We start from the raw sequence: 25,055 nt of genomic DNA, 5'->3' as shown, positions 1-25,055 counted from the left end.
TCGCCTGATTGATCTGGCGATCGCCTGCTTGACGTTACGAGCGCTACACCAACTCTTTTAAGATACAAGGGGCGGGTGAGAGTAGACAATATTCAAATCGCCCAGACAATCGACATTACAAAACCCACCCAACAGCCCAATAGGATTTGATAGGGGTCGCAGTTACCGGACTAGATATCGGGCAGCATTCTCAACGAGTGAAAAACCTCACCCCCCAACCCCTATGCTAGGGCTGGGGGGCTAGTACCACAAGGGAGAAGGCATAAGGCATAAGGCATAAGGTAAAAATACTGATATATTTTTACTTAACTTTTTACGGATTTCAAGGGTGATACCAGTTTCCCCAAAAAATGCAACTTTAGGCAACTTCCCAACCCCGATAGTCATCAGTCATGCCCAATTTAAAATCTAAAATCTAAAATCTAAAATGGTATGAGTTGTCAAACTATCCTAAAATACCAGGAAACACAGGTTTGAGGAGGCTTTGTGGCTTATTGGAGCAAAATTACTTATGAGAAAAGTACATACATAATTGACCTTGACACTATTAGTGCTTTTTCTAGCGAACTGGATAACAAGCGTCTCACCTTTTGGCTGCCTAATAGCAGTCAGCCGATTATCCTCAATCCCCAAGGCAATTATGAGGCTTACAAGCAAGTTCTCGATTACCTCAAAAAAACCATCGATCGCAATTCTAGAGGCTCGTGGATTAAAATTAATTATGACCGCAAAGAATTTGCGATCGATATGAGTCGAATTAGCTCTTTTGCTTGCGAACAAAACGGTCGGCTAAGCTTTTGCCTGCCTGACAGCGCAACTAACATTATTATCCTGCGCCAAAGCAACCCGGACGCTTATCAAGAAATTCAGGACTACATTAAAAAAACGACTGGACAATCACTGCCATGAAGAAGTCCTTGGTCATTAGTCCTTAGTTAGAAGCACTAACAATGAAGGATGAAGGAGACTATGTTTAGTAACTCCTCACATTCATTTTATTTTTTTTGAGCTAAAGTGTTTAGGTTGCATCCTAATTTTAGATATGAAAAAAGCGCAGTAAAATGGGCTGAGTTTTTAAATTTTAACTATTCAACAAGCTGCCAAGCTAATTTGGCCGCCCCTACCATGCCTGCTTGATTGCCCAATTCAGCAACCAATAACTGTAAATCTTCGCGAGAACTCGGCAGTACACGTTGCTGAATTTCGGCTTTAACCTGCGGTAAGAAAAATTCTGCACCTGCACTAATTCCGCCGCCGATAATAATAGCTTCCGGCGTTAAAATATAAATTATACTTGCCAAACCGATACCCAGATAGCGCCCGTAATTTTGCCAATATTCTAAAGCTTGGGCATCTCCAGACTTAGCTAAATTGGCTAATTCTATAGGTTCTAAACCAGTTTCCCGGCGAATTGCCTGCACCGAAACATACTGTTCTAAAGAACCGCGATTGCCGCTGTTGCACTCCGGGCCGTCGGGATTTATAGTAATCAATCCTAGTTCTCCGGCCGCGCCTTGATGACCTACAAATAGTTTGCCGTCTAGGATAACTGCACCGCCGACTCCTGTACCTAAAGTTATTAAAATTATATTTTTAAAGTGCCTGCCTGCGCCCAACCAAGCTTCTCCAAATCCGGCACAGTTGGCATCATTTGCTAATATGGTCGGCAGTCCGGTTTTAGCTTCCACCCAGTCAGCGAGGGGGACGTTATGCCAGTTTTTGAGGTTAATTGCTACTCTAGCTATTCTGCCAGCGGCGTCTGCGGGGCCTGGAGTGCCGATGCCGATCGCGCTTACAGCATTTTCGACCGGATTCAGTTGTAAAATAGCATCCGTCATTGTACCTAAAACTGCTTCTGGCGTTGCGGGTTGAGGGGTTGGAACAGTTAAGGATTGGTGACAAATGCCGTCTTTGCTAAATCTGCCGAGTTTAATTGCTGTTCCGCCTAAGTCAATGCCGATTACTTGTGTCATTCGATGTGGGTTTTGGATGCAATAATTAAGGACTAATTTTAATAGTATAAACCTATTGTATGTGCGCCTAACATACCTTACAAATTAAGTTGTACTGAGGACTAAAATTCTCAAACTTCTCTTTTAAATGTATGATAATTATCCCGGCAAACTGCGATTAATTATTAATAGTATCAGGTCGCTCGCAATACCTAACAAAAATTCTGGATACAAGCGAGTTCGCCTATTTAATTTCGCCTAACTTACGTTGCGCTACCTCTCGGTTGTGCAAAGCATCGTGATAGTCGGGTTTGAGAGCAATTGCCTGGTTATAAGATGCGATCGCCTCTTCAAATCTTCCTAAATTATACTGCTCATTCCCTCGCTCGCACCAGGCTTTCGCCTCTACATTAACTTCCAATTCTGCCTCCGCACCCTCAGCGCCTCTGCGGTTCACTTCCCCAGAAAAACCCAAACCATCCCCAACAAACACCGCCTCAATCACCCTCCCCTTTGTATCCTCCTCCTCAACCTCCGGCAGCGGAAACCGTGTCAATATCTCCCGCCCAATTTGCCTGGCAACCTCTGACAATTCCCCGCTGGCAATTCTACCTAACAATACCAGCCGCTGCGCCAATTCCTGAAGCGATGCCACGGCATCGGCAGCAGCAGTCTCATCATGTTCGCCCTCTAACAATCTTTGCCCAAACCGTCGCAACCAAGCCGCCAATTCACCATCTTTAAGGCGTTTTGCGATTAAGAATCCCGCTACATCCCCTCGACTCCAGCCGGCATTCACCCCTTCCAATATTTCCATGAATTTCGACTCGTATTCAGCGTCAGTTAAGGCTGGGCGGATGGCGGTATTTCCCGGCGGGGTGGATGGGGTTGGGGCTCCGAATATTCGCTGAAATAGTCGTTTGAAGAATTGCAGAATTTTGTTGAGCATTGGTAAGATTGAGAGGGTCGGGTATTTTCTATTTTATAGCAATTATCAAAAATAGATTATATATTGATTGTCGGCGATATCTGTAGGGACACGGCGCATTGCCGTGTCCGGGATTGCAACGCACAGTAAACAATCACATCAAGTAGAATTAATCTACTTTAAAAGCGGATAATACAGTTCTCCTGTCGAGTTGATATAACCGGCCCGATCGCCCGCTAAATTCCCAGTTCCCATAAATACGTCAACTCTCCCCGCACCTTTGATTGCACCGCCCGTATCCTGATCCAAAACGTAGCGATTTACCGCATTTTGTTCGAGTTGTCCCGCCGCATTCGGATAAGGGAGTTTTGTACTAATTAATGCTAGTGCGCCAGGGGGCATTAAAGCTTTATCGGTGGCGATCGACCTTTCGGCAGTTACTGGCACTCCAATGCTTCCTGTGGCTGGAACTCCGTTAGTATCCCGGAAGAATACAAAGCTTTCATTTTTCGGCAAATACTTGTTCATCTCTGCCGGAAAATTAGTGAAATATTCCTTGAGTTTAGGCAAATTTAACTCTTCTAAAGTAAATTTTCCGTCTTTAACTAATTCTCGCCCGACTCCTGTATAACTGTGACTGGTTTTGCCTGCAAAACCGACGGTCATCACGCTACCATCTGTTAGCTGCAATCTCGCAGAACCTTGGACGTGCACGAGAAATGCTTGGAATCGATCGCGCAACCAAACTAATTCTAATCCTCGCAGCAATCCTTTACTTGCCTGCAAAGCATCTTCGCCTTCTAATTGCAATCTTGTCGGGTGAGGTTTCGGCCAAGATGCCATGTTTGGCGGCATCCGGTACAGGGGATAACGATATTCGGAATTAGGCGTGCGAGATGCTGCATAAGTCGGCTCGAAATAACCTGTAAATGCGACTGTTCCTTTGCCATCTTTGCCCGTGGATTTGTAAAATACAAATTCGCGCTTGACCGATTCCTGAAGTTGTGCAGGGGTTGTGGAACTGACAACTAATTCGCGGAATCGATCGAGGGAACGCCGAACTCGATCGCGCGTAACTCCTGCGACTGGATAGCGGCTGTAAGCAGTGGTGGCGGCCGATGTATCGAGATAGCGGAGGCTGTTGTCGATCGACTTTAACAGCAATTCCCGATCGCCCGGTTTGCCATTTTCGCCCCAGATTTGAGCGTCAAAGGCGAGATCATCCGACTCGCCAGCTTGCAATTGATTTAGACTAATTGGTTGCAGTGGCGGGGCTGCAACGGCGGGCACCGAAAAAGCGATCGCCAAAACGCAACAGGCAATGGCTAATAGCTGATAGCGAAAAATCTTGCTCAATTTCCAATCTTTCCTACTCAATTGATTATTTTCCTTATTCATCGTATCGTTCGACGCTAGAAGTAAATATCGGTTCTACGCGAATTGCGAGAACGCTGGTAGGCCGAACTACCATGTATTCGCCTTGAATATTTTTGATCGGGACGTTAAGAAATTCTCTTGAATCTTGTTTCGGCACCAGTGTACTGCTGTACCACTTTTGAAAATCTTGCAGCGTTGCGAAACGCACTTCTTCGCGGTGGCCACCATCAAGCAGCAGGTGTACGGAATATTCGCTGGGTGTTCTAGGCATAGGATATGGAGAGAGTTGTTGGAGGACAATCTAAAATCTAAAATCTAAAATCTAAAATTGATGTGGTTGCCCTCAAGCAGCAGGTGCACGGAATATTCGCACTTGTGTTCTAGGCATATCTTTATTTTTGATTTTTGATTTTAAGCTTTTGGAACGATTCCATATTTTACCTCTTCCTCGGCGCATTCCCTCATCTAGTAGGTTGGGTGGAGGGAGAGGGACAGACGGGGAGAAGCGGAGGGTGGGAGAGACCGGAGAGTTGCTGCAGGAAAATCTCAATCTAAAATCTAAAATCTAAAATCGATTGACGGCGGCCCCCCATTGCGGCTACGCTGTGAAATTAAGGCTGCTTTCCTCAAAGAGGAAGCAGCCCGCGTCGCTCAAAAATCTAGTTGCACTGCCCAAAGCTGCTACCAACAGCAATGGACAGCTAACCGCCAAACTGAGTAAGCAGTATGGAGGCTAATGGAGAATTTTAACACTCTCTGTAGCCGCCCTGCTCTGTGTTAACGTGCGGGGCGGCTGGGTTTTTGGGTTTTCCTAGAAAACCAAAAACCAGGAGACCATATTATGTCACAGGAATTCGTACCTGACGATAACTTGTCCGCGCGTCCAAATTCCGACTCAGCAGTATCGGAACAGGAAGTCGTGCGGATAACGGTTGTTGGTTCCCGCGCAGCCGTGTTAGAAACCATCCACACCTTGTACCGACTGGGATTTGCCGCCGTCGGCGATTGGAGTCCGCCGCAGCGAGGTGCAAAGCCGGGACAAGTTATAAGCGTACTCATTCGCCGATCGCGCAAAGCTTAACAATAGGCTGAAATACGCTAGGGACACGGCAATGCCGTGTCCTCCATCGCCGCGGCTACATAGCTGGATCTGTGATGGTGACATCCTCGGAGGGCGATGGCGTCCCGCTCCGCAAGCTACGGAAAAAGTCATCATCCAACCCGGTTAATTCTACCCGTTTCCCACAGTCAGGACACGCCTTGGCTGAAGTCTCTACAATGATTAATCAGGCGGAATACAGGGATTGTGTATTTTAGAACACGATTTGACCGCAACACTTAAAATAGTCTTGATTTACCGATCGACTGCACCCTTTTCTCATCAATATTTCTGGTTAGCTGGGGGTGTCTGTCAGCCGGAGTTGCGAGGTTCTGCTTCCAAAAGGCTGAGAATGGTGCACAATTTCAAATTAACAACAAAACTTGCACTATTTTGAGTAAGCTTTGGGGGGAACAGCTCAGAAAGCCTGTTCCTAAGACTGAGGCAAAATATCAAATTAATCCTCCACCTTGTCCAATTACTAATTACGAACCTATGCCCCGTCGTCAAGACTTAAAAAAAATTCTTCTCATTGGTTCCGGCCCAATTGTTATCGGTCAAGCGTGCGAATTTGACTATTCAGGGACACAAGCTTGCAAAGCGTTGCGAGAAGAAGGTTTTGAAGTAGTGTTGGTGAATTCCAACCCTGCAACAATTATGACCGATCCGGAAACTGCCGATCGCATTTACATCGAACCTCTAACGCCAGCCATCCTCGAACAAATCATCGCTAAAGAAAGACCTCAAGCAATTTTACCGACAATGGGCGGTCAAACAGCACTAAATTTAGCAGTGGCTGTCGCTAAAAATGGCGTTTTAGAAAAGTACAACGTCGAGTTGATTGGTGCTAAGTTGCCAGCAATTGAAATGGCAGAAGATCGGCTATTATTTAAGGAAGCGATGGCGCGAATTGGGGTCGCCGTTTGCCCTTCGGGAATTGCCAACACTCTCGACGAAGCCAAAGCAATTGGTCACCAAATCGGCAGTTATCCGTTAATTATTCGTCCTGCTTTTACAATGGGCGGCACGGGAGGCGGCATTTCTTACAATCAAGAAGAGTTTGAAGAAATGGCACAAGGCGGGATTGATGCCAGTCCAGTATCGCAAATCTTGATCGAACAATCTTTGATTGGTTGGAAAGAGTACGAACTGGAAGTAATGCGGGATTTGGCAGATAATGTGGTGATTATTTGTTCGATCGAGAATCTCGACCCGATGGGCGTCCACACCGGCGATTCTATCACCGTCGCCCCGGCGCAAACTCTCACAGACAAAGAATATCAGCGCCTGCGAGATGCTTCGGTGAAAATTATTCGCGAAATCGGAGTTGAAACCGGCGGTTCCAATATTCAATTTGCCGTCAATCCTGTCAACGGAGATTTCATAGTTATTGAAATGAACCCTCGGGTTTCCCGTTCCTCCGCCTTGGCCTCGAAAGCAACTGGTTTCCCTATTGCCAAAATGGCGGCAAAATTAGCGGTAGGTTACAGCCTAGACGAAATTTCCAACGATATTACCAAGAAAACTCCGGCGTCTTTTGAGCCGACAATTGACTACGTGGTGACGAAGATTCCCCGATTTGCCTTTGAAAAATTCCCTGGTTCCGAACCGACTTTAACAACGCAAATGAAGTCTGTTGGGGAGGTAATGGCGATCGGGCGCAGCTTCAACGAATCTTTCCAAAAAGCACTGCGGGGATTGGAAACAGGCCGCGCAGGTTTCGGGTGCGACAAACCGGAAAAGTTGCCGAGTTTGGAACAAATTCGCGCCGGATTGCGGACGCCAAATCCCGATCGCATTTTTACAGTTCGCCACGCGATGATGATGGGAATGTCGGTGGAAGATATCTTCGAGTTTACAGGAATTGATCCTTGGTTTTTGGATAAAATGCAGGAATTGCTGGAAACTGAGAAGTTCTTGAAACGAACGCGGTTGGAAGAGTTGACAAAAGAGGCAATGTTTGAAGTAAAGCAGTTGGGTTTTAGCGATCGCCAAATTGCTTACGCCACCAAAACACCGGAAGATCAAGTCCGCGCTTACCGCAAAGAGTTAGGCGTAATCCCGGTTTACAAAACAGTCGATACTTGTGCCGCTGAATTTGAAGCGTTTACACCGTATTATTATTCCACCTACGAAGCGGGAGCGGCAATTTGGGAATTGGGCGACGAAGAAAAGAAAGTTTCGCCTGTAGGCCACAGTCTCGCGCCGGAGTCGGAAGTTTTGCCTTCTACCAAACGAAAAGTGATGATTTTAGGTGGCGGGCCGAACCGGATCGGACAGGGAATTGAGTTTGATTACTGCTGCTGTCACGCTTCCTATTCCCTAGGAGAAGACGGCTTTGAGACAATTATGGTCAACTCGAACCCGGAGACGGTTTCGACGGATTATGATACGAGCGATCGCCTGTATTTTGAACCGCTAACAAAAGAAGATGTTCTCAACATCATCGAAGCCGAAAATCCAGAGGGAGTAATTATTCAGTTTGGCGGTCAAACGCCGCTGAAATTAGCGGTTCCTTTACAAAAAGCTCTGGAAAATCACCCCGATGTACAAACAAAAATCTGGGGAACTTCGCCGGATTCCATTGATACTGCTGAAGACAGGGAGCGATTTGAAAAGATTCTGCGGGAATTGGATATTCAGCAAGCTGCTAACGGTTTAGCCCGCAGTTTTGAGGATGCTTTAATAGTAGCTCAACGGATCGGTTATCCGGTAGTGGTGCGACCGAGTTACGTATTAGGCGGGCGAGCAATGGAAATTGTTTATTCCGATACGGAATTGGAACGTTACATGACCTATGCCGTCTTAGTAGAACCCGATCATCCGATTTTAATTGATAAGTTCTTGGAGAACGCGATCGAGGTTGATGTAGATGCGATCGCCGATGCTACTGGCAATGTGACGATCGGCGGTATTATGGAGCACATCGAGGAAGCGGGAATCCACTCCGGCGACTCTGCTTGTTCTATCCCTTACCAAACGCTTTCTGACGCAGCTTTGGCAACAATCCGTCGCTGGACTGTAGAATTAGCAAAATCCCTGAAAGTAATCGGGTTGATGAACATTCAATTTGCCGTTCAAGGGGAACAAGTTTTCATTTTGGAAGCTAACCCGCGCGCTTCTCGAACAGTACCTTTCGTGTCCAAGGCGATCGGAGTTCCCTTAGCAAAAATGGCGTCGCGCGTCATGTCCGGCAAAACTCTAGAAGCTTTGGGTTTTACTAAAGAGATTATACCCACTCATGTTTCGGTAAAAGAAGCTGTATTGCCCTTTGCTAAGTTCCCGGGAACTGATACCTTGTTAGGGCCAGAAATGCGATCGACCGGTGAAGTCATGGGAATTGACACCGATTTTGGCAAAGCCTTTGCCAAAGCTCAACTCGGTGCCGGACAAATGATGCCGTTGTTGGGAACCGTGCTGATTTCGATGCGCGATCGGGACAAACTAGCAGTTGTACCAGTTGTCAAGGAATTCTTAGAATTGGGTTTCAAAGTAGTCGCAACTCACGGGACACGCAAAGTTTTGCGAGAGCAAGGTTTAGAGGTAGATTTGGAATTGAAACTGCACGAAGGGCGACCAAATTTGTTGGATTCGATCAAGAATGAGAAAATTCAACTAATTATCACCACACCTTCGGGCGAAGAATCCCGCGCCGACGGAATCTTTATCCGGCGCACAGCTTTGACTTACAAAATCCCGATTATTACGACAATAGCCGGGGCCAAAGCGACAGCAGCGGGAATTCGATCGCTCAAATCCCACCCGATGGAAGTAAAAGCAATTCAAGACTATTACCCCCAAGCCTAGACAGCGAAACACCCTATTTTAACTGGTTCCCAGACTCTTGCTGGGAACCGATGTCACTCTTGCTCTGCCTCGCTTGCGCTTGCGTTAAGAACAGGCTTTCCGACCTGTTCCACAAAGAGTAGATTTGATTGTGGGGCGGGCATACTGCCCGCCCATCACAAGCTTTAGTCTCAACTTTTAATCTCCGATTCCTGATATTTCTCGAGAATCCCGCTAGACAGCATCAACCTCGGCCAAACTAACAAGAAAAAACCCATCCAAGCTAATAAAGGAATCGCCACTAAAACAGTTATCCAAACAGTTTTCAATAAAAACCAACTACCGCTAATTAGGCTAGTACCAGTTAAAAGAATCGACCAAGGCTGACACCACCAAGGTTTGTAACTCCAAGGACTAAGAGCTTTTTGATCGGAAAGTTTTTTATCAGAAATAGATTTCATATTTTCAGTAATTTTTTATGAATGATAGTCTGGTTAGGTGGATCAACGAAAGTTAAACATTCATCACCTCTTCTGCTGTTAGCGTTAATTCGGGAAAAGTCCGCGACACAATTCGTTCGCTGCCTTTAAACGCGCTTCTTTGATAGTTTCCCTCTGCATCCAAAAGGTGGACAAATACAGTTGGAACTTTGGGATTTCCCAAAAATTCCCTGCTGCCAATCGCTAAATAATCGACAATCCAATACTCAGGAACTCCGAGGCGCCGATATTCGTCCAATTTGTCTATATAATCGTCCTCCCAATTTGTTGATGTTACTTCCACTGCCAGTGGAATTGGTTCCCGCAAGGCAGAATAAGCAGAACGGTTCGATCGCCACAAATCGCGATCGATTACGCTGACATCTGGTCTCCGCCCTTGTTCGATGCCGGCTTTACTTACAGTTCTGATAACGGCGGTATTGTTGACTACGTAATTTAAACTTAGCCGTTTAACTTGATCTTTAAATGAGTCAGACGTAAAATCAGCAACATCATCATGATTTCTTGTCACATTCATCTCTACAATTTCTCCATTGACCAGTTCATAGCGTCCATCTTCTGGACATTCTACAAGGAATTGGTCAAAGGTTAATTTCTGTGTGACTGTTGCAATCATAAGATTTGTCCTTATTTTGCAGTAATACTATTAGTATATAGTACCCCAGGCAGGAATGAATTTCTTTTTTTGACCGCAGACATCCAATTCTACAATTTAAAATCTACAATTTAAAATCTCAAATCGATTCAGGTAAATGGTAAAATGCGATCGCCCTAGCAATTTGCACTTAAATTTGTTACTCACTTGATACAGTAAAGTAACAAACCTAGAAATCGAGCCACTCCCAGGTCAACCCCGAACCATGAGATTAGACGAAGCCGTAGAATTTGCCGAAAACCCAGAGCCGCGCTGTCCCTGCGTCCTCCTGCTGGACACCTCCGGCTCCATGCAAGGCGCACCCATAGATGCCTTGAATGAGGGGCTGGAAATTTTTAGGAATGACCTAATTAAAGACGAACTAGCTAAAAAGCGAGTCGAAGTCGCGATTATTTCATTTGACAATCATATCAAAGTCGTGCAAGACTTCGTGACCGCCGACCAGTTCGAGACGCCACTGCTGACAGCTCAAGGACAAACCCACATGGGCGCTGGAATTCAGCTAGCATTAGATACTATTGCGGCCCGCAAATCCGAATACCGCAACAACGGCATTACCTACTACCGCCCGTGGGTATTTATGATTACCGACGGCGAACCTCAAGGCGAATCCGACGATGTTGTGGAAATAGCAGCACAGCGGATTAAAGAGGAAGAAACTAACAAGCGCGTGGCATTTTTTGCTGTCGGAGTCGAAGGCGCTAATATCCCCCGTCTCGCGCAAATTGTCGAGCGCACGCCTGTAAAATTGAAAGGATTAGACTTTAGAGAGATGTTCATCTGGCTCTCGGCTAGTATGCAGAGAGTTTCTCACTCAAAAATTGATGAACAAGTAGCACTGCCACCACCCGGATGGGGAACTGTTTAGTCATTAGTTGGAAGTCCTTGGTCATTAGTAAGTGACCAGCGGTAAGTGCGGTGTGCATCTCCCTACATAATAAGTAAGGTGTGGTGTGCATCGCCCTACCTAATTAGGGATAAATAAACCCGTCCAGACTTTGCATAGTTGTGAATTTACGAAGTTTTGAGTTAAAGAGTTATTAATGCAGAATTCATCCTTTAATTGGCAAGTGGTAGCGGCATCGGTGATAGGTACAAGCCACGAAAAAAGATCGCAGCCTTGTCAAGATGCCCACTGCTGGCGTCTCTTGCCAAACGGTGTTTTAGCGGCAGCGGTTGCTGACGGTGCGGGTTCGGCAGCACTCGCAGAAATTGGGGCAAAAATTGCTGTGGAAGCGGTTGTCGAAACGATTTGCCAGCAACAGGAAAGGCTGCCTGAAAATGACGACGAATGGCAAGTATTCTTGAGAGCATCCCTGCAAGTTGCGCGGGCGCAGGTGGAAGCAGAAGCGGCAGTGCGGGAAGTGGCGCCGAGAGATTTAGCCTGCACTTTAATTGCGGTTGTTGCTACGCCGGAATTAATCGCAGTTGCTCAAATCGGCGACGGTGCGGCGGTAGCAGGTGATAGTGCAGGAAATGCGATCGCCCTGACTGTACCTCCCTGCGGCGAATACATCAACGAAACCGTGTTTTTGATTTCGCCGAATGCTATAGAAACAGCGCAATTTCAGGTATTGCGGGAAAAACTGCGGCACTTGGCAGTTTTTTCCGACGGCTTGCAAATGCTAGCGCTTAAAATCCCGGAAGGCACGCCCCACGGGCCGTTTTTTGCGCCTTTGTTTCGGTTTTCTGGCGAGTGGAAAGAAGAGGAAGATGCGAAACAGCAGTTAGAGTCATTTTTGCGATCGCCCCGCGTTTCCGAACGCACCGACGATGACTTAACATTATTGTTAGCAACTTTTTCTAATTAATAATGTCTCAGTAGGTAAGGGCTAACAAAAATAGTATCTTTTTCGGGCGGGTTTAGCGTAAGATCGTGAGATACCGGCGAGTTGATGAGTATTCTCACTTACCCTCCCATGTAATGTTTATTTTTAAAGCCCACTTAATATGTTCAAATCCACTTACAAATGCAGGATAAAAAATTATGACAGCTTCACGAATTAGTGCCAGAAGCCTGTTGCGAGAAACCTTCACTAATGTAGCTTCTAGATACGCTCCCCTGTTGCTCATCAACTCTCCAATTTTGATATTTGTCGGACTCAATAGTTTTGGCAATCTAGGTTCAGCAGGTGTTGCTTTCAATATTATCTACTGGTTGGTGGTAGTTCCTTTATTGTCGGGAGCTATGATTTTTTACATTTACCGAGATTTCACAAAAAATCAAGTAACTGTGGGTCAGGCTTTCAATCAAGCAAACAGAAAATTGCTACAACTAATTGCGGTTTCTCTTATGTGTTTGCTGCTGGTATGCGCTGGCTTCATTGCACTCATAATTCCTGGGGTTTATGTATCATATCGGTTAATGTTTTCATCTTACGCTACCGTTATTGATAACTCTTCGGCACTCGACAGTATTAGCAGCAGTTGGGAATTAACTAAAGGGCGTTGGTGGTTGGTATTTCGATCCACTTTGCTGATAATTTTTGTGGTTTTTGTGCCAATAGTATCGATTTGCCTATTAATCGATCCGACGGGGAAATCCTCAACATATCAGCTTACAGCTAATCTACTCGGGTTTTTAGCCGGACCGTTGATGAATGTTTATTTTGTTTTATTGTACCAGCGCCTGCGGGAATCAGCCGCAGTTACTCAATAGACATCTCCTCAAATAAAGTTAAGGGCTGGCAGGATACTTACCCACAACAATTTTGGGAGATGTCTATTGAGCGGTGAAAATTTGGTGCGGTTCTATAATAAAATCGAGGTGTCAACAATTCTGGTTTAATCTGTACAGTAGGTCGTCACTTGCAAGCACAAGAGATTAAGGATAAGCTCAACTCCCTAATTAGCGCAGCAGATCCAATAGATCCGAGTTTGGCGAGAAGATTGGATGAAATCAATCGCTGGGTGAAAGATGTTAAACCCGGTTCGCTAACGGCTAAAAAATTTGTGATGGCTTTTTTGCTACAGCTTATCCGAGATTCTCAGGTTTGGCTGGCAGTTCAATCTCTACCTTCGGAAAGAGAACAGCAAGCAGCGTTTGAGTTAATGAATCCGGGGGAAAGGTATTGGTACAGCTATCTATTTCCTAAATGGCTGAGCGAAAACGATCGCAAATTTTACATCTGGAAACAAAAACTCAAGGCCGGCAAATTCGATCCGGGAGATGATATCGTGATTCGGGCGATCGCAGCCCGAATTGTCGATCGCCAAGGCACTGTTTTGTATCGATATGTTGCAGATCTTTCTATGGCAACCGATTCGATCGTTAGCAGCCGCCAACAGCAGCCACTCTGCATTCAAGTCACAACTCTTTCGGATGAATTCTCTGAACAAAAATATCAGAATTGGCAACAAACTCTTCAAGATTGGGGGATTGACAGAGGATTATTTTTAAGTTATGATAAAAACGATGCAAATTTCCTGAACCAGTTAGTTAACATTGCATTATATAATAGCGATAATTTACCCGCAGGTCGTTACCTCAAGTTCCCGTAAATCAAGCATATCTGCTGCTGAGAATAGTTCGACTGCTTAAAACTCGGTGAAAAAAATTTGACTAACTCACATATTGCACAATTTTCGACAATGCTAAAAACCTAACCCCCAGCCTGCTTCTGGAAAAGGGAAAACAGACCAAGATTTTTCCTCCCCTTTTCGGTTTCCGGGAGGGGTCGGCCAGACGGTGCCAACAGGTGCTTGATACGAAGGCTAAGCAATGGGAAGATTTACCGCAGCAATCAATCTTGTGAAATAACTACCAACTCGCTCTAAATTGAATTCAGATTTGATTTAATCAGGGTGAAATTGTTGGAAATAAAATTAAAATACATCAAAATCAAATACTATGACTGTACAAGGTACACACACCGTTGAAAATAACTTGCAAAAAGTCTGGGAAGAACTGGAAGCAGCCAGAAAAATGCAGGATGAATGGATGAATCACGGGGTAGATTTTGTAGATTTGTATGTGGAAGATGCGGGCGGTGATTGGTTGGAAAAGTGGGGTAAATGTGAAGAAGAATTAGAGCGAATTAAACATAAAAATGTAGATATTGAAGCAGTCAAAGCAGCGATAGACATTCCCAGCTTTCAGCAGACAAAACTGCTGGAAATCGCCTTGAATTGCCGTTACTCTACTAGCTATTACTCCGATCGCCCCGAGGAGTCTCCCGCTTGGCAAGAGGTTAAGTACAAACGGCTGTCACTCTTAGGGGGAGCGATTTTCGGTGCTGTTGTTACCGATTACCTCTACCGTGAAAATCCAGAACTCGACCCAGATGCTATCTCAACCTTAAAAGCTCGTTTAGCAGAGCCGAAAAAACTTGCGAATTTTGCACAAAATTTGAAATTAAACGAACTCAGTTGGCGCGTAGGGAATGAGAAAGAAACAGATAAAAGCGAGTACAATAGAGTTTTTTCGGAGACTTTTGAAGCTTTGTTTGGGGCGATTTACTTGGAGTTTAATCGCGATTTATTTCGTGGGGGAAACTGGCTGATTCAGCACTTGATTGAACCAACGGTTAGCCAGCATCTGGATCTAACTGGGCGGCGACAAAGGGGACCCGAAAACGAGGTGAAGCGTCGGGAAATCCTGGGTGGGGATATTTTAGAGGCGATCGCGATCGACTATTTGTACAACCGCTTTCCCGAACGCAACGCCAGCCAGCTAACTCGCTGGAAAAATATGTTAGTGGCTAAAAAGATTTTTCCCAAAGACTTTAAGGCAAAATTAGGCAGTCATTACCTAGAGTTGCAAAGCAATTTCTCGCGTACCCGCGACTGGTTGGTGGATAACTTTATCAAAAGCGCAGTTGACGAACTACTAGAGGAAAGCGAAACTCAACCAGAATACGTGATTGACAGTGCGAACCCGGAATCGCTGCCAGAATTGGTCAGCCGGATTACCGACAAAAAGTGGAAAAATGAATTTGTGAGAGTTGTCAGCATTTTGCAACCTGCTGACGAACTTTTGCTGCTGATGCAACAAAAATTAGATAGTATGGCGGCTAAAGACGAAACTTTGCAGCAGTTGCTAATCTGGGCAAATCACAAGTCTCAGTTAGTGCAAAGGAATTTTAAACCAGTCGAAATTCGCGCTTTTTATGTAGCCTTAGTTTGCGTACTCGATTTGGCTTTGACTCGCGTCCTCGATCCGAGTCTGAAGTTTGATAGATCGAAAGTTCGCAAGTTGCGGAATTGTTTGGCAAAGGCAGGAAAAAATGTAGAATTTGCAGATGTTAACGAGTCTCTGAAATTGGGTTTTGATAATGATGTGGCGGGTATTTTGGTTGGCATTTGGGCGCTGGATATTGAACCAGAACTTAAACAACTGCTGGCACAATTTCAGACGGAGATGCCTGATTTGCAAAACTGGAAAAAGTGGCGCAAAGAGTGCGGTAGCTGCTGGCTGGCAAAATTCAAAACTGCGATCGGCTACAATCGAGACTTTTGCCCCCAACAGAAAACTTTGCTGAAACAGTATTACTATGCCCACAACTTGCTGGTGGAATGCCTCAACAGCGATAATTGTCAGGTGACACCGGCCGTCCGACAAAAAATTGAGGATAAAATGTTGTTATTGTCGGTGGATTTGAAGCTGGTTCACATTTAATTTTGATAGCGCGGACGGGCGGGACGCCTCTCTCACGAAGGGACGAACGGGCGGGACGCCCATCCCACCAATGGAAACAGGGCTTACCCACTCCCACCCAAGAAACCGGGTTTTTTACCGAATCTGCGGGCTGCAACGCCTCTTTTGGTGAAAAACCCGGTTTCTCCTCACCGGTGCCTAAGTCCTAACAAAGGTAAGATTTAATGGGCAAGTCAAATTTATTGAGTGATGGCTTCCAAATCCTGTATCCCATAACGGAATTCTATGCAGTTGCAGCGCCAATTTAGCGGACAACTGATTGCGATCGACACCAAAACCGCGATCGCCAGTGGGGGTGAAGGTCGCATCTACCCGATCGCCCAAGACTCGTCCCTTGTAGCCAAAATCTACCACAAACCGACAGACGAAGACGGCGACAAACTCACAGTCATGTTCAGTATGCCGCCGGATGCGCCGATCGCGGAACCCGGGCACGCTTCCATTGCTTGGCCGATCGATTTGCTGCATACTGTCGGCGGGCGAGAAAAAATTGTCGGTTTTGTGATGCCGCGCGTCAACAAAGTGATGCCGGTACACACTTTCTACACTCCCAAAACCAGGCGCGAACAAAAACCTCTATTTAGCTATCTTTACCTCCACCGTACCGCCAGAAATCTCGCCTCGGCTGTAAATGCCCTCCACGTCAGGGGTTACGTCATCGGCGACGTAAACGAGTCGAACATTCTGGTGACGGATACGGCGTTGGTAACGCTGGTAGACACGGATTCGTTTCAAGTCCGCGATCCTTACACGGGTTACGTTTATCGGTGTCCCGTGGGGAAACCCGAGTTTACGCCGCCGGAGTTGCAGGGGCAGACTTTCCGCGATATTGATCGATCTCCAGAGCACGATTTGTTCGGTTTAGCGGTATTAATTTTTCAATTGCTGATGGAAGGTACGCACCCGTTTTCGGGAGTTTATCTCGGTAGCGATGAACCGCCGTCTTTGGAAGCGAGAATTCGATCGGGCCATTTCCCTACAGGTACGAAGCGGATTCCTTACCGCCCGATGCCTGCTGCGCCTCCTTTTGAGATGCTGCATCCCCGACTGCGACAGATGTTTATCCGCTGTTTTGAGGAAGGGCACGGCAATCCTTCGGCGCGCCCGGATGCGAAAACTTGGGTGAATGCGATTCGGGAAGCGGAAGATGCTTTGATTACTTGCAGCAAAAACAGTCAGCATAAATACGGAAATCATCTCAGTCGCTGCCCTTGGTGCGATCGGGCAAAACTCCTCAAAGGGCGCGATCCGTTTCCTTCGCGGCAAGCAGTCAACAACGGATTGCACTTGCAGCCGGCGAAAACCAAGCGTAAAAAGCCCCAACCACCGCCCGTCGTGAGGGAGCCCGCAGTGCGCCGGCAACAGCCCTCTACGGGGCTGCCGCGCCCCCTCGGCCAGTACGCAGTGCCGCTGCTGCCGATGCCGATGTCTTCTCGGAGTCGGACTCCGGCGCCTCCGGTTCCTGTCGGCAAGTTTGAGCGCATTTTTCAGGATGCTGCTTGGGGAGGTGTTTGGGGCAGTTTGTGTTTGGCGGCGATCGGGGGGATTTATTCGGTAATAGCTGAGGGCGGCGCCGCTATTTTGGGGGCGATTTTTGTTGGTACGATTTGGGGCTGTTTTTTTGGGATGATGTGGGGCGTTTTTACTTTGCCGCCGAATCAGATTTGGCGGAAGTGGGGCGGAGTTTTGGTGGGGGCGGCTTGGGGGGCTTTTTTGTTAGCGGCGATCGGCGGTGCGGTGTTTGGGGCAATTAATAGCAATCCGGGAATCGGCGAGAGGATTTTGGCTGGGGCGGGGGTTGGTGCTCTCTGGGGCTGTGTTTGGGCAACTTTTCGGCCTCCTCTGGCGCTGCCGGTGGGGAGGGTGTGGGGCAGGCGGGGAGCGTCTTTGGGGGCGGTGTGGGGCTCGTTTGTGGGGACTCTGGCTGGTGTTTTGTTGGGGTCTGGGTTAGTGGTTTGGCAGCAGTACGGTGTCCAGATGCGACCGGTGGATGAGTTTGCGGGTTTGTTGCTGGGTGTGGCGATCGTGGCGGCTGGTGTGGGTTCTGTTGGGGGTGTGGTTTCTGGGTGTTTGTTGGGTTTTTGCGGGTTCGCGCCGAAGTTGCCGATTTCGTTTCAGCCTTCGGGTGTAAGTGGTGGGACTTTGGGGGCGATTTGGGGCAGTTTTTTGGGGACTTTTGCGGGTGCGGTGTTGGGTGCGGGGGTGTCTGCGATGTTTCCGGCTGTTAGCGCTGGGGTGCCGGTGGAGTTGGGGCCTGTGGCGGGGGCGATCGTGGGGGCTGGTTTGGGGGCGATTTGGGGGGTGGTTTCGGGTACTGTTTGGGGGGCTTTGGGGAAGTGGTGAAGAAAGAAGCAACGATGTAAATTTGCAACCGCATATATTTCTCTGCAACCTATTAGCCAAGCGCCTCCACAAAGCGTGCGATTTCCAGCGCTTGACGTTTCGGGCCCGCACATCGAACAGAACCTCTACTTGAATTTAACTTAGTCTTAACTTAAACTTAACCTGAATTCCCTAGTAAATCTAGCGACTAACCGGAGTTAGATTGAGTCAGCCTGCCACGCCTGGGAATGCGTGCGCGTGAAGAGCCAGTTCTAGTAGGAGTACAGGCAATGAGTTCTATCTTTTTCAGCCCCAACGATTGGCAAACAGTCACCTTTAGGCTGACGGCTGCACTACTGGTAGGCTTCGCGATCGGCATGAACCGCCAGCAGCCAGGTAGACCAGCAGGTTTAAGAACCTTTATGATTGTGAGTCTAGGCGCAGCTATATTTGTAATGATTCCTTTGCAGATGGATGGCGACAGCACCTTTTCCTCTTCCAATGCTTTGAGCCGAACTATCCAAGGAGTTGCCACAGGGGTAGGCTTTCTGGGGGGCGGAATCATTCTGCAACAAACTCAATACCCAGTGGGTAAAGCTGAAGTAAAAGGATTAACTTCCGCCGCAACTATTTGGTTGGCTGCCGGATTAGGTGCAGCGGCAGGCTGCGGTTTGTGGGTGATGAGTTTGATAGGAACGCTGTTTGCACTCTTGGTTTTGAGTGGCGTCAAACGGCTTAAGAAGTCTGCCTTGATTCGTGCTTATGCTAACAGCCAACCAAAAACACGAGTCAAAGATGCCGCCTCAGTGCAAGATCGGCAGCCAGAATAACTGAGCTTCCCTTTTAAAAAGTACAAGATATACTCACCACGGTCAAAGACAATGGTGAGTAGCTGAGTACCTTTTGCGGTTAATTGCTCTGGCTTGAAGCTCCGAAATTTTTAGGTGAAAATAGAATTCAAATCTTGTTTATGGGTGAGAGGAGCCTGAGTAAATAAGTCGGATATTGCTGTCTTAAACCCGAAAAATCGGAGCAATACTTAGAATATAAACACTTCTTTTTGCCATACTCTTTGAACTAGGTTTCAAGCCAGAATTGCGCTATCAAACAAATCCCGATACAGGAGAATTTGAGTTGTACGCTTTTCTCAAGCCAATTTTTACTTGAGATGACAGTGACAATTCGGCTTTTCAATCAAAGACTCAACCAAAGCATTCAAAGCAACCGCCGCCAACAACCCGCCGCCAAAAGTCCCCACAGTCGTAATATAAGCAACGCCCGATCGCACTAACCGCCGTTTCGCCACCGGAGAATGACTAAAACCGATCGGCATTCCAATTACCAAAGCCGGTTGAAGTTGGCCACTCTCGATCGCCTCGCAAACCGCCATCAGCACAGACGGCGCATATCCTATCACCAATATACATCCTTTTTCCAGTTTCAACAACTTTTCAAACCACTCACCCTGCTGCCAGAATTCCTGTTCCGCTTCCGCCGCAGCATTGATGTGCGGATCGTCAATTAAAGTTGCAATACTTGTTCCCAAATGCGCCAATCTTGTCCCATCCAAAGCAGCAAAAACGGGCGGCACATCAGCCACAATTTGACACTGATTTTTCAAAGCTTCTCGCGCCGATTTAATCGCCGTTGCGCTCAACTTCACAAACGGCAGCAGCGAACAATCACCGCAGGCTAACACCAGTTTAGAAAGCAAGTCTACCTCAATTTCCGAGCGATCGCCCAAATCCGGCAATAACTGCTGCAACGACTCCCCAAAATCCTCCGGGTGAGTGTGCGCCCCCGCATCCCAACCCTCCCAAAGTTGTTCCAACTCATCCAACCCCCCCTCAGTTTCCGCCTGCAACAGCCTTAATTGCGCCAGGGCGTCCGCTTGCACGGCTTGACAGGAAATATCCCGTCCCAGCAATCCTTCCAGCGCCGAAGCCGTTTCTCTGAGGCGAACAATTTGCTGAATAACCGACAGATATTGCCGTTGCAGAGTCGCTATCAGCGCGTCAGGGGAAGCATCCGCGTCTGTTTCTAACAGTTTGCGGATGTGAGACAGTTGAAAGCCTTGCTGCTTGAGTGCGACTATTCTTTGCAGTCTTTGCACGTCACTGCGGGTGTACAGTCTGTAGTTAGAGGTCGATCGCACGGCCGGAGATAGCAGCCCCAAAGCGTGATAATGTCGCACCATCCGAGGGGTAATTGTCCCTTTTACCGCTTCTGTAAGTTGTTTGATTGTCAGGTATTCTTGCATGGGATTTTTTAACCGCAGATATGGGCGGATAAACGCGGATGGATGCAGATGGGTATGGAGCGTTATTGAGTTTTGTAATTTTGTTTGGTTTTACTCTTGACATTGACATTAATGTCAAGGTTTAGGCTACAGGAGTCATTCTACCAAATCAACCTTTACAAATGATTTCTAATTCTTTGTCAATTTCTCGCATCTCCCAGTTAGCAGAAGAACATCCCGACGCTTTAACAGCCGCCCTGTGCGGAATTCTAGTAATCTTGGGTTCGCTAGCCCTGCAATTCGGCTGGCTGGGTGTAGCCGTGTTAATCTTACCCGCAGCTTATGTTATCGGCGGCTATTCCAGTACCCGCGAAGGCTTAACTACGCTTTTTCAAGAACGCGAATTAGATGTAGATTTGTTAATGATTGTCGCTGCTTTGGGCGCAGCCGGTTTGGGGCTGTGGCGGCAAGAATATCATTTAATTGTTGACGGTGCGGTGTTGATTTTAATCTTTGCAATTAGCGGCGCGCTTGAAGGTTATGCTATGCAGCGGACTGAACGCAGCATCCGCAGTTTGATGAGTTTGACTGCGGATACTGCTAGGGTGGTAATGTACGGCGGGGAACGGTTCGTTGCGATCGACAAATTGGAAATTGGCGATCGCATTTTAGTCAAGCCCGGAGAAATCATCCCCACAGATGCGATAATTATTGAAGGCAGCAGCGCGATCGATCAAGCCTCGATTACCGGCGAATCGATGCCCGTGGAAAAAACCAGCGGCGATGAAGTCTATGCTGGTACAATTAACGGTGTCGGCGCGCTGAAACTCGAAGTTCATAAAACTCCAGAAAGCAGCTTGATTCAGCGAGTGATTCGGCTGGTTCAAGAAGCGCAAACCGCAGCGCCGCCTTCTCAAATGTTTGTGGAAAAATTCGAGCGCGGTTATGCTAAATTAATTGTCGGTTTAGGCTTGCTGCTGGCAACTTTTCCACCCTTTGTTTTGGGCTGGAATTGGGAAGAGACAATCTATCGGGCGCTGATTTTCCTAGTAGTCGCCTCTCCCTGCGCCTTGATGGCTTCGATTATGCCGGCGCTGCTTTCGGGAATTGCTAATGGGGCGAGACAGGGGATTTTGTTTAAAAGTGGCGCGCAATTAGAGATGATTGGTAAAGTCAGGGCGATCGCCTTTGACAAAACCGGAACTCTCACCACGGGAAAACCTGAAGTTATCCAAATTGTACCAGCAGCCGGATATACTGAAACAGAAGTTCTGCAATTGGCAGCAGCCCTAGAAGCTCATTCCGAACACGCGATCGCCTCTTCAATTGTCAGCGCCGCCCAGCAGCAACAATTACAATTGTCAACCGCTACCGACGTACAAGCAAAAATCGGTCAAGGAATTGTCGGCAAAGTCAACAATCAAATTATTGCCATTGGTAAAGCCGATTTTGTCGAAGCAACTTCCGAATTAGCTCAAATCAGCCAGCAGTTGCAAGCCGAAGGTAAAACCGTTGTTTGGGTGGCAAAGAGCGAGCAGCTTTTAGGAATCATTGCAGTAGCAGATACCATCCGCCCCGAAGCAGCAGCAACGGTAAAACGCTTGCAAAAATTAGGCGTAGAACATATAATTATGCTAACCGGCGACAACGAGCAAACAGCTCAACACATCGCCGGCCAATTAGGCATCAAAGAAGTGTACGCCGAACTTTTGCCAGAAGACAAAGTGCAGGCAATTAAACAACTGCAAACCCAGTATCAAACTGTAGCAATGGTGGGAGACGGCATCAACGACGCCCCTGCCCTCGCTCAAGCTTCCGTGGGCATTGCGATGGGGATTTCCGGCAGCGATGTTGCTTTAGAAAATGCTGATATCGTATTAATGGCAGATAAGTTAGAGCAACTAGCTAAAGCAATTAGTTTAGGCCGCCGCGCTCAAAATGTTGTCAAACAAAACATTGTTTTTGCACTCAGTTGCATTGTGCTGTTATTGGCGGCTAATTTTTTCGGAAATATCACCATGCCTTTCGGCGTCATCGGTCACGAAGGCTCTACAGTAATAGTAACCTTAAGCGGTTTGCGACTGCTGAGAAATTAGACACCAAAAACAGCTAAAATCGAAGCAGAGCCAAATTGAAATACGTTCCCAGGCTCTGCCTGGGAACCAAAGTCTTATCTGCGTTCATCCGCGTTAATCTGCCATCATCTGCGGTTAAAAATTCAAAAAAATATTAAGAAAAACTACAATTTGTGTTTGCGTCACTCAAAATACGCTAGCGTCAAAAGTATAGAATCATACCAAAATCTGAAATTGCTCGACACTGCAATAAAAATTAACCTAGAAAAAGTCTAGAAAATGGTATAGAACAGATTGCACCAAGAGCAATGGAAAACAAGTTTTCTGTTGGAGGCAATATGAACGAAAAAGTCCTTGGGGCCACGCGGAACGTTGCAATTGTTGGCCCTTATTTAAGCGGTAAAACCGCACTGCTCGAAAGTTTGCTGTCGGTGACAGGGACAATTACCCGCAAAGGAAATGTCAAAGATGGCAACACAATAGGTGACAGTTCGCCCGAAGCGCGCGATCGCCAAATGAGCGTAGAAGTAAACGCCGCCACCGCTGAATATCAAGGCGTCCGCTTCACATTTCTCGACTGTCCGGGCTCGGTAGAATTTGTCCAAGAAACTTACAATGCGCTGATTGGTGTGGATGCGGCGATAATTGTTTGCGAACCCGTTGCCGATCGCACTTTAACCCTCGCACCCCTGTTTAAATTCCTCGACGATTGGGAAATTCCCCACCTAGTTTTCATCAACAAGATCGATCGAGCTTGCACAGACGAAACTACTTGCGGCAGCAACTTCACCGAGGTAATCGAGGCGCTCAAATCCGTTTCCAGTAGACCGATCGTACCTCACCAATATCCGATCGGCAAAAACGAACAAATCATCGGTTTTATCGACTTAGTAACCGAACAAGCTTACCACTACCATCCGGGCGCCGCAGCAGATCCCGTCCCGCTTCCAGAACACCTCAAACCACAAGAAAGCGCAGCGCGGCAGCAAATGCTCGAAGAACTGGCGAATTTTGACGACCATTTACTCGAAGAATTGCTCGAAGAAATCAATCCCGACGTTGAAGAAATTACCCGCGATTTAAAGATGGAATTAGGCGCAGATTTAATTGTGCCAGTATTCATCGGCATGGCAGAACAAGATTTCGGCGTGCGGCCTCTGCTGCAAGCTTTGCTGAGGGAAGCGCCGACACCGGAAACTACAGCCGATCGCCGCGGCATTATACAAAGTGAAAACAAAGTTCTGGCTCAAATCCTCAAAACCTATTACACGCTGCAGGGAGGCAAATTATCGCTAGTGAGAATGTGGCGGGGGACGCTGGCAGACGGAGCAATTTTGAACGGCGTTCGAGTTAACGGTTTGTACCGCTTGACCGGCCAGCAAACGCAAAGTTTGCAGTCCGCCAGCGCCGGGGAAATTGTTGCTGTGGCAAGGCTAGAAGGCGTGAAAACAGGCGATACGCTAGCGCTAGACCGATCGGAAGAATTGCCAAAAGCCGAAATCATCCCGCCTGTCTACGCACTGGCGATCGTCCCAGAAAAGCGCAACGATGAAGTTAAACTGAGCTCTGCTTTAGCTAAATTGCTAGAAGAAGACCCATCTTTAGTCTGGGAACAGCACGGCGACACTCATGAAATTATACTTTGGGGTCAAGGCGAAATCCACCTGAAAGTAGCCTTAGACAGGTTGCGTCGCAAGTATAATTTGCCGATGGTAACTCACTTACCGCAAGTGCCGTACAAAGAAACCATCCGCAAACCAGCATCTTCCATCCACGGGCGCTACAAACACCAAAGCGGCGGACACGGACAGTTTGGCGACGTGTACCTCGATATTACACCGCAGCCTCGCGGAGAAGGCTTCAATTTCACCGACAAAATAGTCGGTGGCGTCGTCCCCAAACAGTATATTCCCGGCGTGGAAGTGGGAGTGCGCGAGTATTTGGATCGCGGCCCGCTGGGTTTTCCGGTGGTAGACGTAGCGGTGACGCTGACGAACGGTTCCTACCATTCTGTGGACAGTTCCGAACAAGCTTTCAAGCAAGCGGCGCGTTTGGCGATGCAGGAGGGAATGGCGAAGTGCGAACCGGCATTACTGGAGCCGATCGCCAAAGTTGAAATTTGCGCTCCGAACGAGTGTACATCAAAGGTGTTGCAGTTGGTCAGCGGACACCGCGGCCAAATTCTCGGCTACGAAGGTAAAAAAGACTGGAAGGGATGGGATGCAGTTTCTGCTTATTTGCCGATCGCAGAAATGCAGAATTTGATCGTAGAATTGCGATCGCAGACAATGGGAGTCGGATTTTTTAATTGGGAGTTCGATCGATTGCAAGAAGTGCCGGAACCTTTAGCTAAGCGGGTTTTGCTAACAACTGGCGGCAATGGAAACGGCAACGGTAAAAGTTAAGCTGTAGCGGCGGGTTTCACCAACCATCTTGACAATAATGCAAAGGATAAATAAACCCGCC

At 47.3% G+C, this 25,055-nt stretch carries 20 protein-coding genes; 13 read left to right on the top strand and 7 right to left on the bottom strand.

The features are described 5' to 3' along the window. Positions 1 to 486: 486 nt before the first annotated feature. On the top strand, positions 487 to 909 hold the full coding sequence (locus tag QUA27_RS23420) for a hypothetical protein (protein WP_333070958.1): 423 nt from the start codon (positions 487 to 489) through the stop codon (positions 907 to 909). Between the two features lie 176 nt (positions 910 to 1,085). Here the strand turns inward: QUA27_RS23420 and QUA27_RS23415 are convergent, their stop codons facing one another. The 4 genes from QUA27_RS23415 to QUA27_RS23400 form a co-directional block, all read right to left on the bottom strand. Then, positions 1,086 to 1,973, bottom strand: coding sequence for an ROK family protein (locus QUA27_RS23415; protein ID WP_333070956.1), 888 nt, complete (start codon positions 1,971 to 1,973; stop codon positions 1,086 to 1,088). Between the two features lie 223 nt (positions 1,974 to 2,196). After that, positions 2,197 to 2,901, bottom strand: a complete 705-nt coding sequence (locus QUA27_RS23410) for a tetratricopeptide repeat protein (RefSeq protein WP_333070953.1) — start codon at positions 2,899 to 2,901, stop codon at positions 2,197 to 2,199. A 153-nt stretch (positions 2,902 to 3,054) separates the two neighbouring features. Then, positions 3,055 to 4,257 carry a murein transglycosylase A gene (gene mltA / locus QUA27_RS23405; RefSeq protein ID WP_445251538.1) on the bottom strand — a complete coding sequence of 401 codons (1,203 nt, stop codon included), beginning with the start codon at positions 4,255 to 4,257 and terminating at the stop codon, positions 3,055 to 3,057. 13 nt (positions 4,258 to 4,270) lie between these two features. Next, positions 4,271 to 4,528: a hypothetical protein gene (locus QUA27_RS23400; RefSeq protein ID WP_333070949.1), complete on the bottom strand. Its 258-nt coding sequence runs from the start codon at positions 4,526 to 4,528 to the stop codon at positions 4,271 to 4,273. A gap of 321 nt (positions 4,529 to 4,849) precedes the next feature. On the opposite strand from QUA27_RS23400, the gene QUA27_RS23395 reads away from it, so the two are divergent. The 3 genes from QUA27_RS23395 (at position 4,850) to carB (ending at position 9,163) form a co-directional block, all read left to right on the top strand. After that, on the top strand, positions 4,850 to 4,978 hold the full coding sequence (locus QUA27_RS23395) for a hypothetical protein (protein WP_333070948.1): 129 nt from the start codon (positions 4,850 to 4,852) through the stop codon (positions 4,976 to 4,978). Between the two features lie 120 nt (positions 4,979 to 5,098). Next, positions 5,099 to 5,338 carry a hypothetical protein gene (locus tag QUA27_RS23390; RefSeq protein WP_333070946.1) on the top strand — a complete coding sequence of 80 codons (240 nt, stop codon included), beginning with the start codon at positions 5,099 to 5,101 and terminating at the stop codon, positions 5,336 to 5,338. A gap of 513 nt (positions 5,339 to 5,851) precedes the next feature. After that, the gene (gene carB / locus QUA27_RS23385) at positions 5,852 to 9,163 is read left to right on the top strand and encodes a carbamoyl-phosphate synthase large subunit (RefSeq protein ID WP_333070960.1); all 3,312 of its coding nucleotides are present in this window, start codon (positions 5,852 to 5,854) and stop codon (positions 9,161 to 9,163) included. Positions 9,164 to 9,333: 170 nt separating this feature from the next. Here carB and QUA27_RS23380 read toward each other — a convergent pair whose 3' ends face one another. Next, on the bottom strand, positions 9,334 to 9,603 hold the full coding sequence (locus tag QUA27_RS23380; protein WP_333070945.1) for a DUF6737 family protein: 270 nt from the start codon (positions 9,601 to 9,603) through the stop codon (positions 9,334 to 9,336). Between the two features lie 52 nt (positions 9,604 to 9,655). Continuing rightward, the gene (locus tag QUA27_RS23375; protein WP_333070943.1) at positions 9,656 to 10,258 is read right to left on the bottom strand and encodes a Uma2 family endonuclease; all 603 of its coding nucleotides are present in this window, start codon (positions 10,256 to 10,258) and stop codon (positions 9,656 to 9,658) included. 244 nt (positions 10,259 to 10,502) lie between these two features. On the opposite strand from QUA27_RS23375, the gene QUA27_RS23370 reads away from it, so the two are divergent. The 7 genes from QUA27_RS23370 to QUA27_RS23340 all read left to right on the top strand — a co-directional run bounded on the left by QUA27_RS23370 (position 10,503) and on the right by QUA27_RS23340 (position 19,105). Next, positions 10,503 to 11,165 carry a vWA domain-containing protein gene (locus QUA27_RS23370; RefSeq protein WP_333070940.1) on the top strand — a complete coding sequence of 221 codons (663 nt, stop codon included), beginning with the start codon at positions 10,503 to 10,505 and terminating at the stop codon, positions 11,163 to 11,165. A 175-nt stretch (positions 11,166 to 11,340) separates the two neighbouring features. Further along, positions 11,341 to 12,108: a PP2C family serine/threonine-protein phosphatase gene (locus QUA27_RS23365; protein ID WP_333070938.1), complete on the top strand. Its 768-nt coding sequence runs from the start codon at positions 11,341 to 11,343 to the stop codon at positions 12,106 to 12,108. A gap of 176 nt (positions 12,109 to 12,284) precedes the next feature. Continuing rightward, positions 12,285 to 12,956, top strand: coding sequence for a YciC family protein (locus QUA27_RS23360; protein WP_333070936.1), 672 nt, complete (start codon positions 12,285 to 12,287; stop codon positions 12,954 to 12,956). Between the two features lie 149 nt (positions 12,957 to 13,105). After that, entirely contained in the window at positions 13,106 to 13,798 is a 693-nt protein-coding gene (locus QUA27_RS23355; protein WP_333070934.1) for a hypothetical protein, read from the top strand. Positions 13,799 to 14,147: 349 nt separating this feature from the next. After that, positions 14,148 to 15,914 carry an NACHT C-terminal helical domain 2-containing protein gene (locus tag QUA27_RS23350; RefSeq protein ID WP_333070932.1) on the top strand — a complete coding sequence of 589 codons (1,767 nt, stop codon included), beginning with the start codon at positions 14,148 to 14,150 and terminating at the stop codon, positions 15,912 to 15,914. Positions 15,915 to 16,178: 264 nt separating this feature from the next. Next, positions 16,179 to 18,296 carry a DNA-binding protein gene (locus tag QUA27_RS23345; RefSeq protein WP_333070931.1) on the top strand — a complete coding sequence of 706 codons (2,118 nt, stop codon included), beginning with the start codon at positions 16,179 to 16,181 and terminating at the stop codon, positions 18,294 to 18,296. 269 nt (positions 18,297 to 18,565) lie between these two features. Beyond that, positions 18,566 to 19,105 (top strand): MgtC/SapB family protein, encoded by a 540-nt coding sequence (locus QUA27_RS23340; protein WP_333070929.1) that lies wholly within the window; start codon positions 18,566 to 18,568, stop codon positions 19,103 to 19,105. A 329-nt stretch (positions 19,106 to 19,434) separates the two neighbouring features. Here the strand turns inward: QUA27_RS23340 and QUA27_RS23335 are convergent, their stop codons facing one another. Next, positions 19,435 to 20,535: a precorrin-8X methylmutase gene (locus tag QUA27_RS23335; protein ID WP_333070928.1), complete on the bottom strand. Its 1,101-nt coding sequence runs from the start codon at positions 20,533 to 20,535 to the stop codon at positions 19,435 to 19,437. 161 nt (positions 20,536 to 20,696) lie between these two features. On the opposite strand from QUA27_RS23335, the gene QUA27_RS23330 reads away from it, so the two are divergent. Together QUA27_RS23330 and QUA27_RS23325 are read left to right on the top strand one after the other, a co-directional pair. Further along, positions 20,697 to 22,610: a heavy metal translocating P-type ATPase gene (locus QUA27_RS23330; protein ID WP_333070927.1), complete on the top strand. Its 1,914-nt coding sequence runs from the start codon at positions 20,697 to 20,699 to the stop codon at positions 22,608 to 22,610. Positions 22,611 to 22,927: 317 nt separating this feature from the next. Then, positions 22,928 to 24,994 (top strand): elongation factor G, encoded by a 2,067-nt coding sequence (locus QUA27_RS23325; protein WP_333070926.1) that lies wholly within the window; start codon positions 22,928 to 22,930, stop codon positions 24,992 to 24,994. Positions 24,995 to 25,055: the final 61 nt, after the last annotated feature.

It is taken from the genome of Microcoleus harperi Pol14_C6 (genome assembly GCF_036701295.1).
In the GTDB taxonomy this organism is placed as follows: domain Bacteria; phylum Cyanobacteriota; class Cyanobacteriia; order Cyanobacteriales; family Microcoleaceae; genus Microcoleus.
The sequence above is the reverse complement of the archived record's forward strand: the minus strand, read 5'-3'. Positions and strand labels throughout refer to the sequence as shown.

Bases quoted from the DNA above. Each gene is read 5' to 3' on its own strand.
- QUA27_RS23370 (WP_333070940.1), top strand. From the start codon at position 10,503: ATGAGATTAGACGAAGCCGTAGAATTTGCCGAAAACCCAGAGCCGCGC.
- QUA27_RS23375 (WP_333070943.1), bottom strand. From the start codon at position 10,258: ATGATTGCAACAGTCACACAGAAATTAACCTTTGACCAATTCCTTGTA.
- QUA27_RS23330 (WP_333070927.1), top strand. From the start codon at position 20,697: ATGATTTCTAATTCTTTGTCAATTTCTCGCATCTCCCAGTTAGCAGAA.
- QUA27_RS23410 (WP_333070953.1), bottom strand. From the start codon at position 2,901: ATGCTCAACAAAATTCTGCAATTCTTCAAACGACTATTTCAGCGAATA.
- QUA27_RS23400 (WP_333070949.1), bottom strand. From the start codon at position 4,528: ATGCCTAGAACACCCAGCGAATATTCCGTACACCTGCTGCTTGATGGT.
- QUA27_RS23350 (WP_333070932.1), top strand. From the start codon at position 14,148: ATGACTGTACAAGGTACACACACCGTTGAAAATAACTTGCAAAAAGTC.
- QUA27_RS23380 (WP_333070945.1), bottom strand. From the start codon at position 9,603: ATGAAATCTATTTCTGATAAAAAACTTTCCGATCAAAAAGCTCTTAGT.
- QUA27_RS23360 (WP_333070936.1), top strand. From the start codon at position 12,285: ATGACAGCTTCACGAATTAGTGCCAGAAGCCTGTTGCGAGAAACCTTC.
- QUA27_RS23325 (WP_333070926.1), top strand. From the start codon at position 22,928: ATGAACGAAAAAGTCCTTGGGGCCACGCGGAACGTTGCAATTGTTGGC.
- QUA27_RS23340 (WP_333070929.1), top strand. From the start codon at position 18,566: ATGAGTTCTATCTTTTTCAGCCCCAACGATTGGCAAACAGTCACCTTT.
- QUA27_RS23335 (WP_333070928.1), bottom strand. From the start codon at position 20,535: ATGCAAGAATACCTGACAATCAAACAACTTACAGAAGCGGTAAAAGGG.
- QUA27_RS23365 (WP_333070938.1), top strand. From the start codon at position 11,341: ATGCAGAATTCATCCTTTAATTGGCAAGTGGTAGCGGCATCGGTGATA.
- QUA27_RS23415 (WP_333070956.1), bottom strand. From the start codon at position 1,973: ATGACACAAGTAATCGGCATTGACTTAGGCGGAACAGCAATTAAACTC.
- QUA27_RS23390 (WP_333070946.1), top strand. From the start codon at position 5,099: ATGTCACAGGAATTCGTACCTGACGATAACTTGTCCGCGCGTCCAAAT.
- QUA27_RS23345 (WP_333070931.1), top strand. From the start codon at position 16,179: ATGCAGTTGCAGCGCCAATTTAGCGGACAACTGATTGCGATCGACACC.
- carB (WP_333070960.1), top strand. From the start codon at position 5,852: ATGCCCCGTCGTCAAGACTTAAAAAAAATTCTTCTCATTGGTTCCGGC.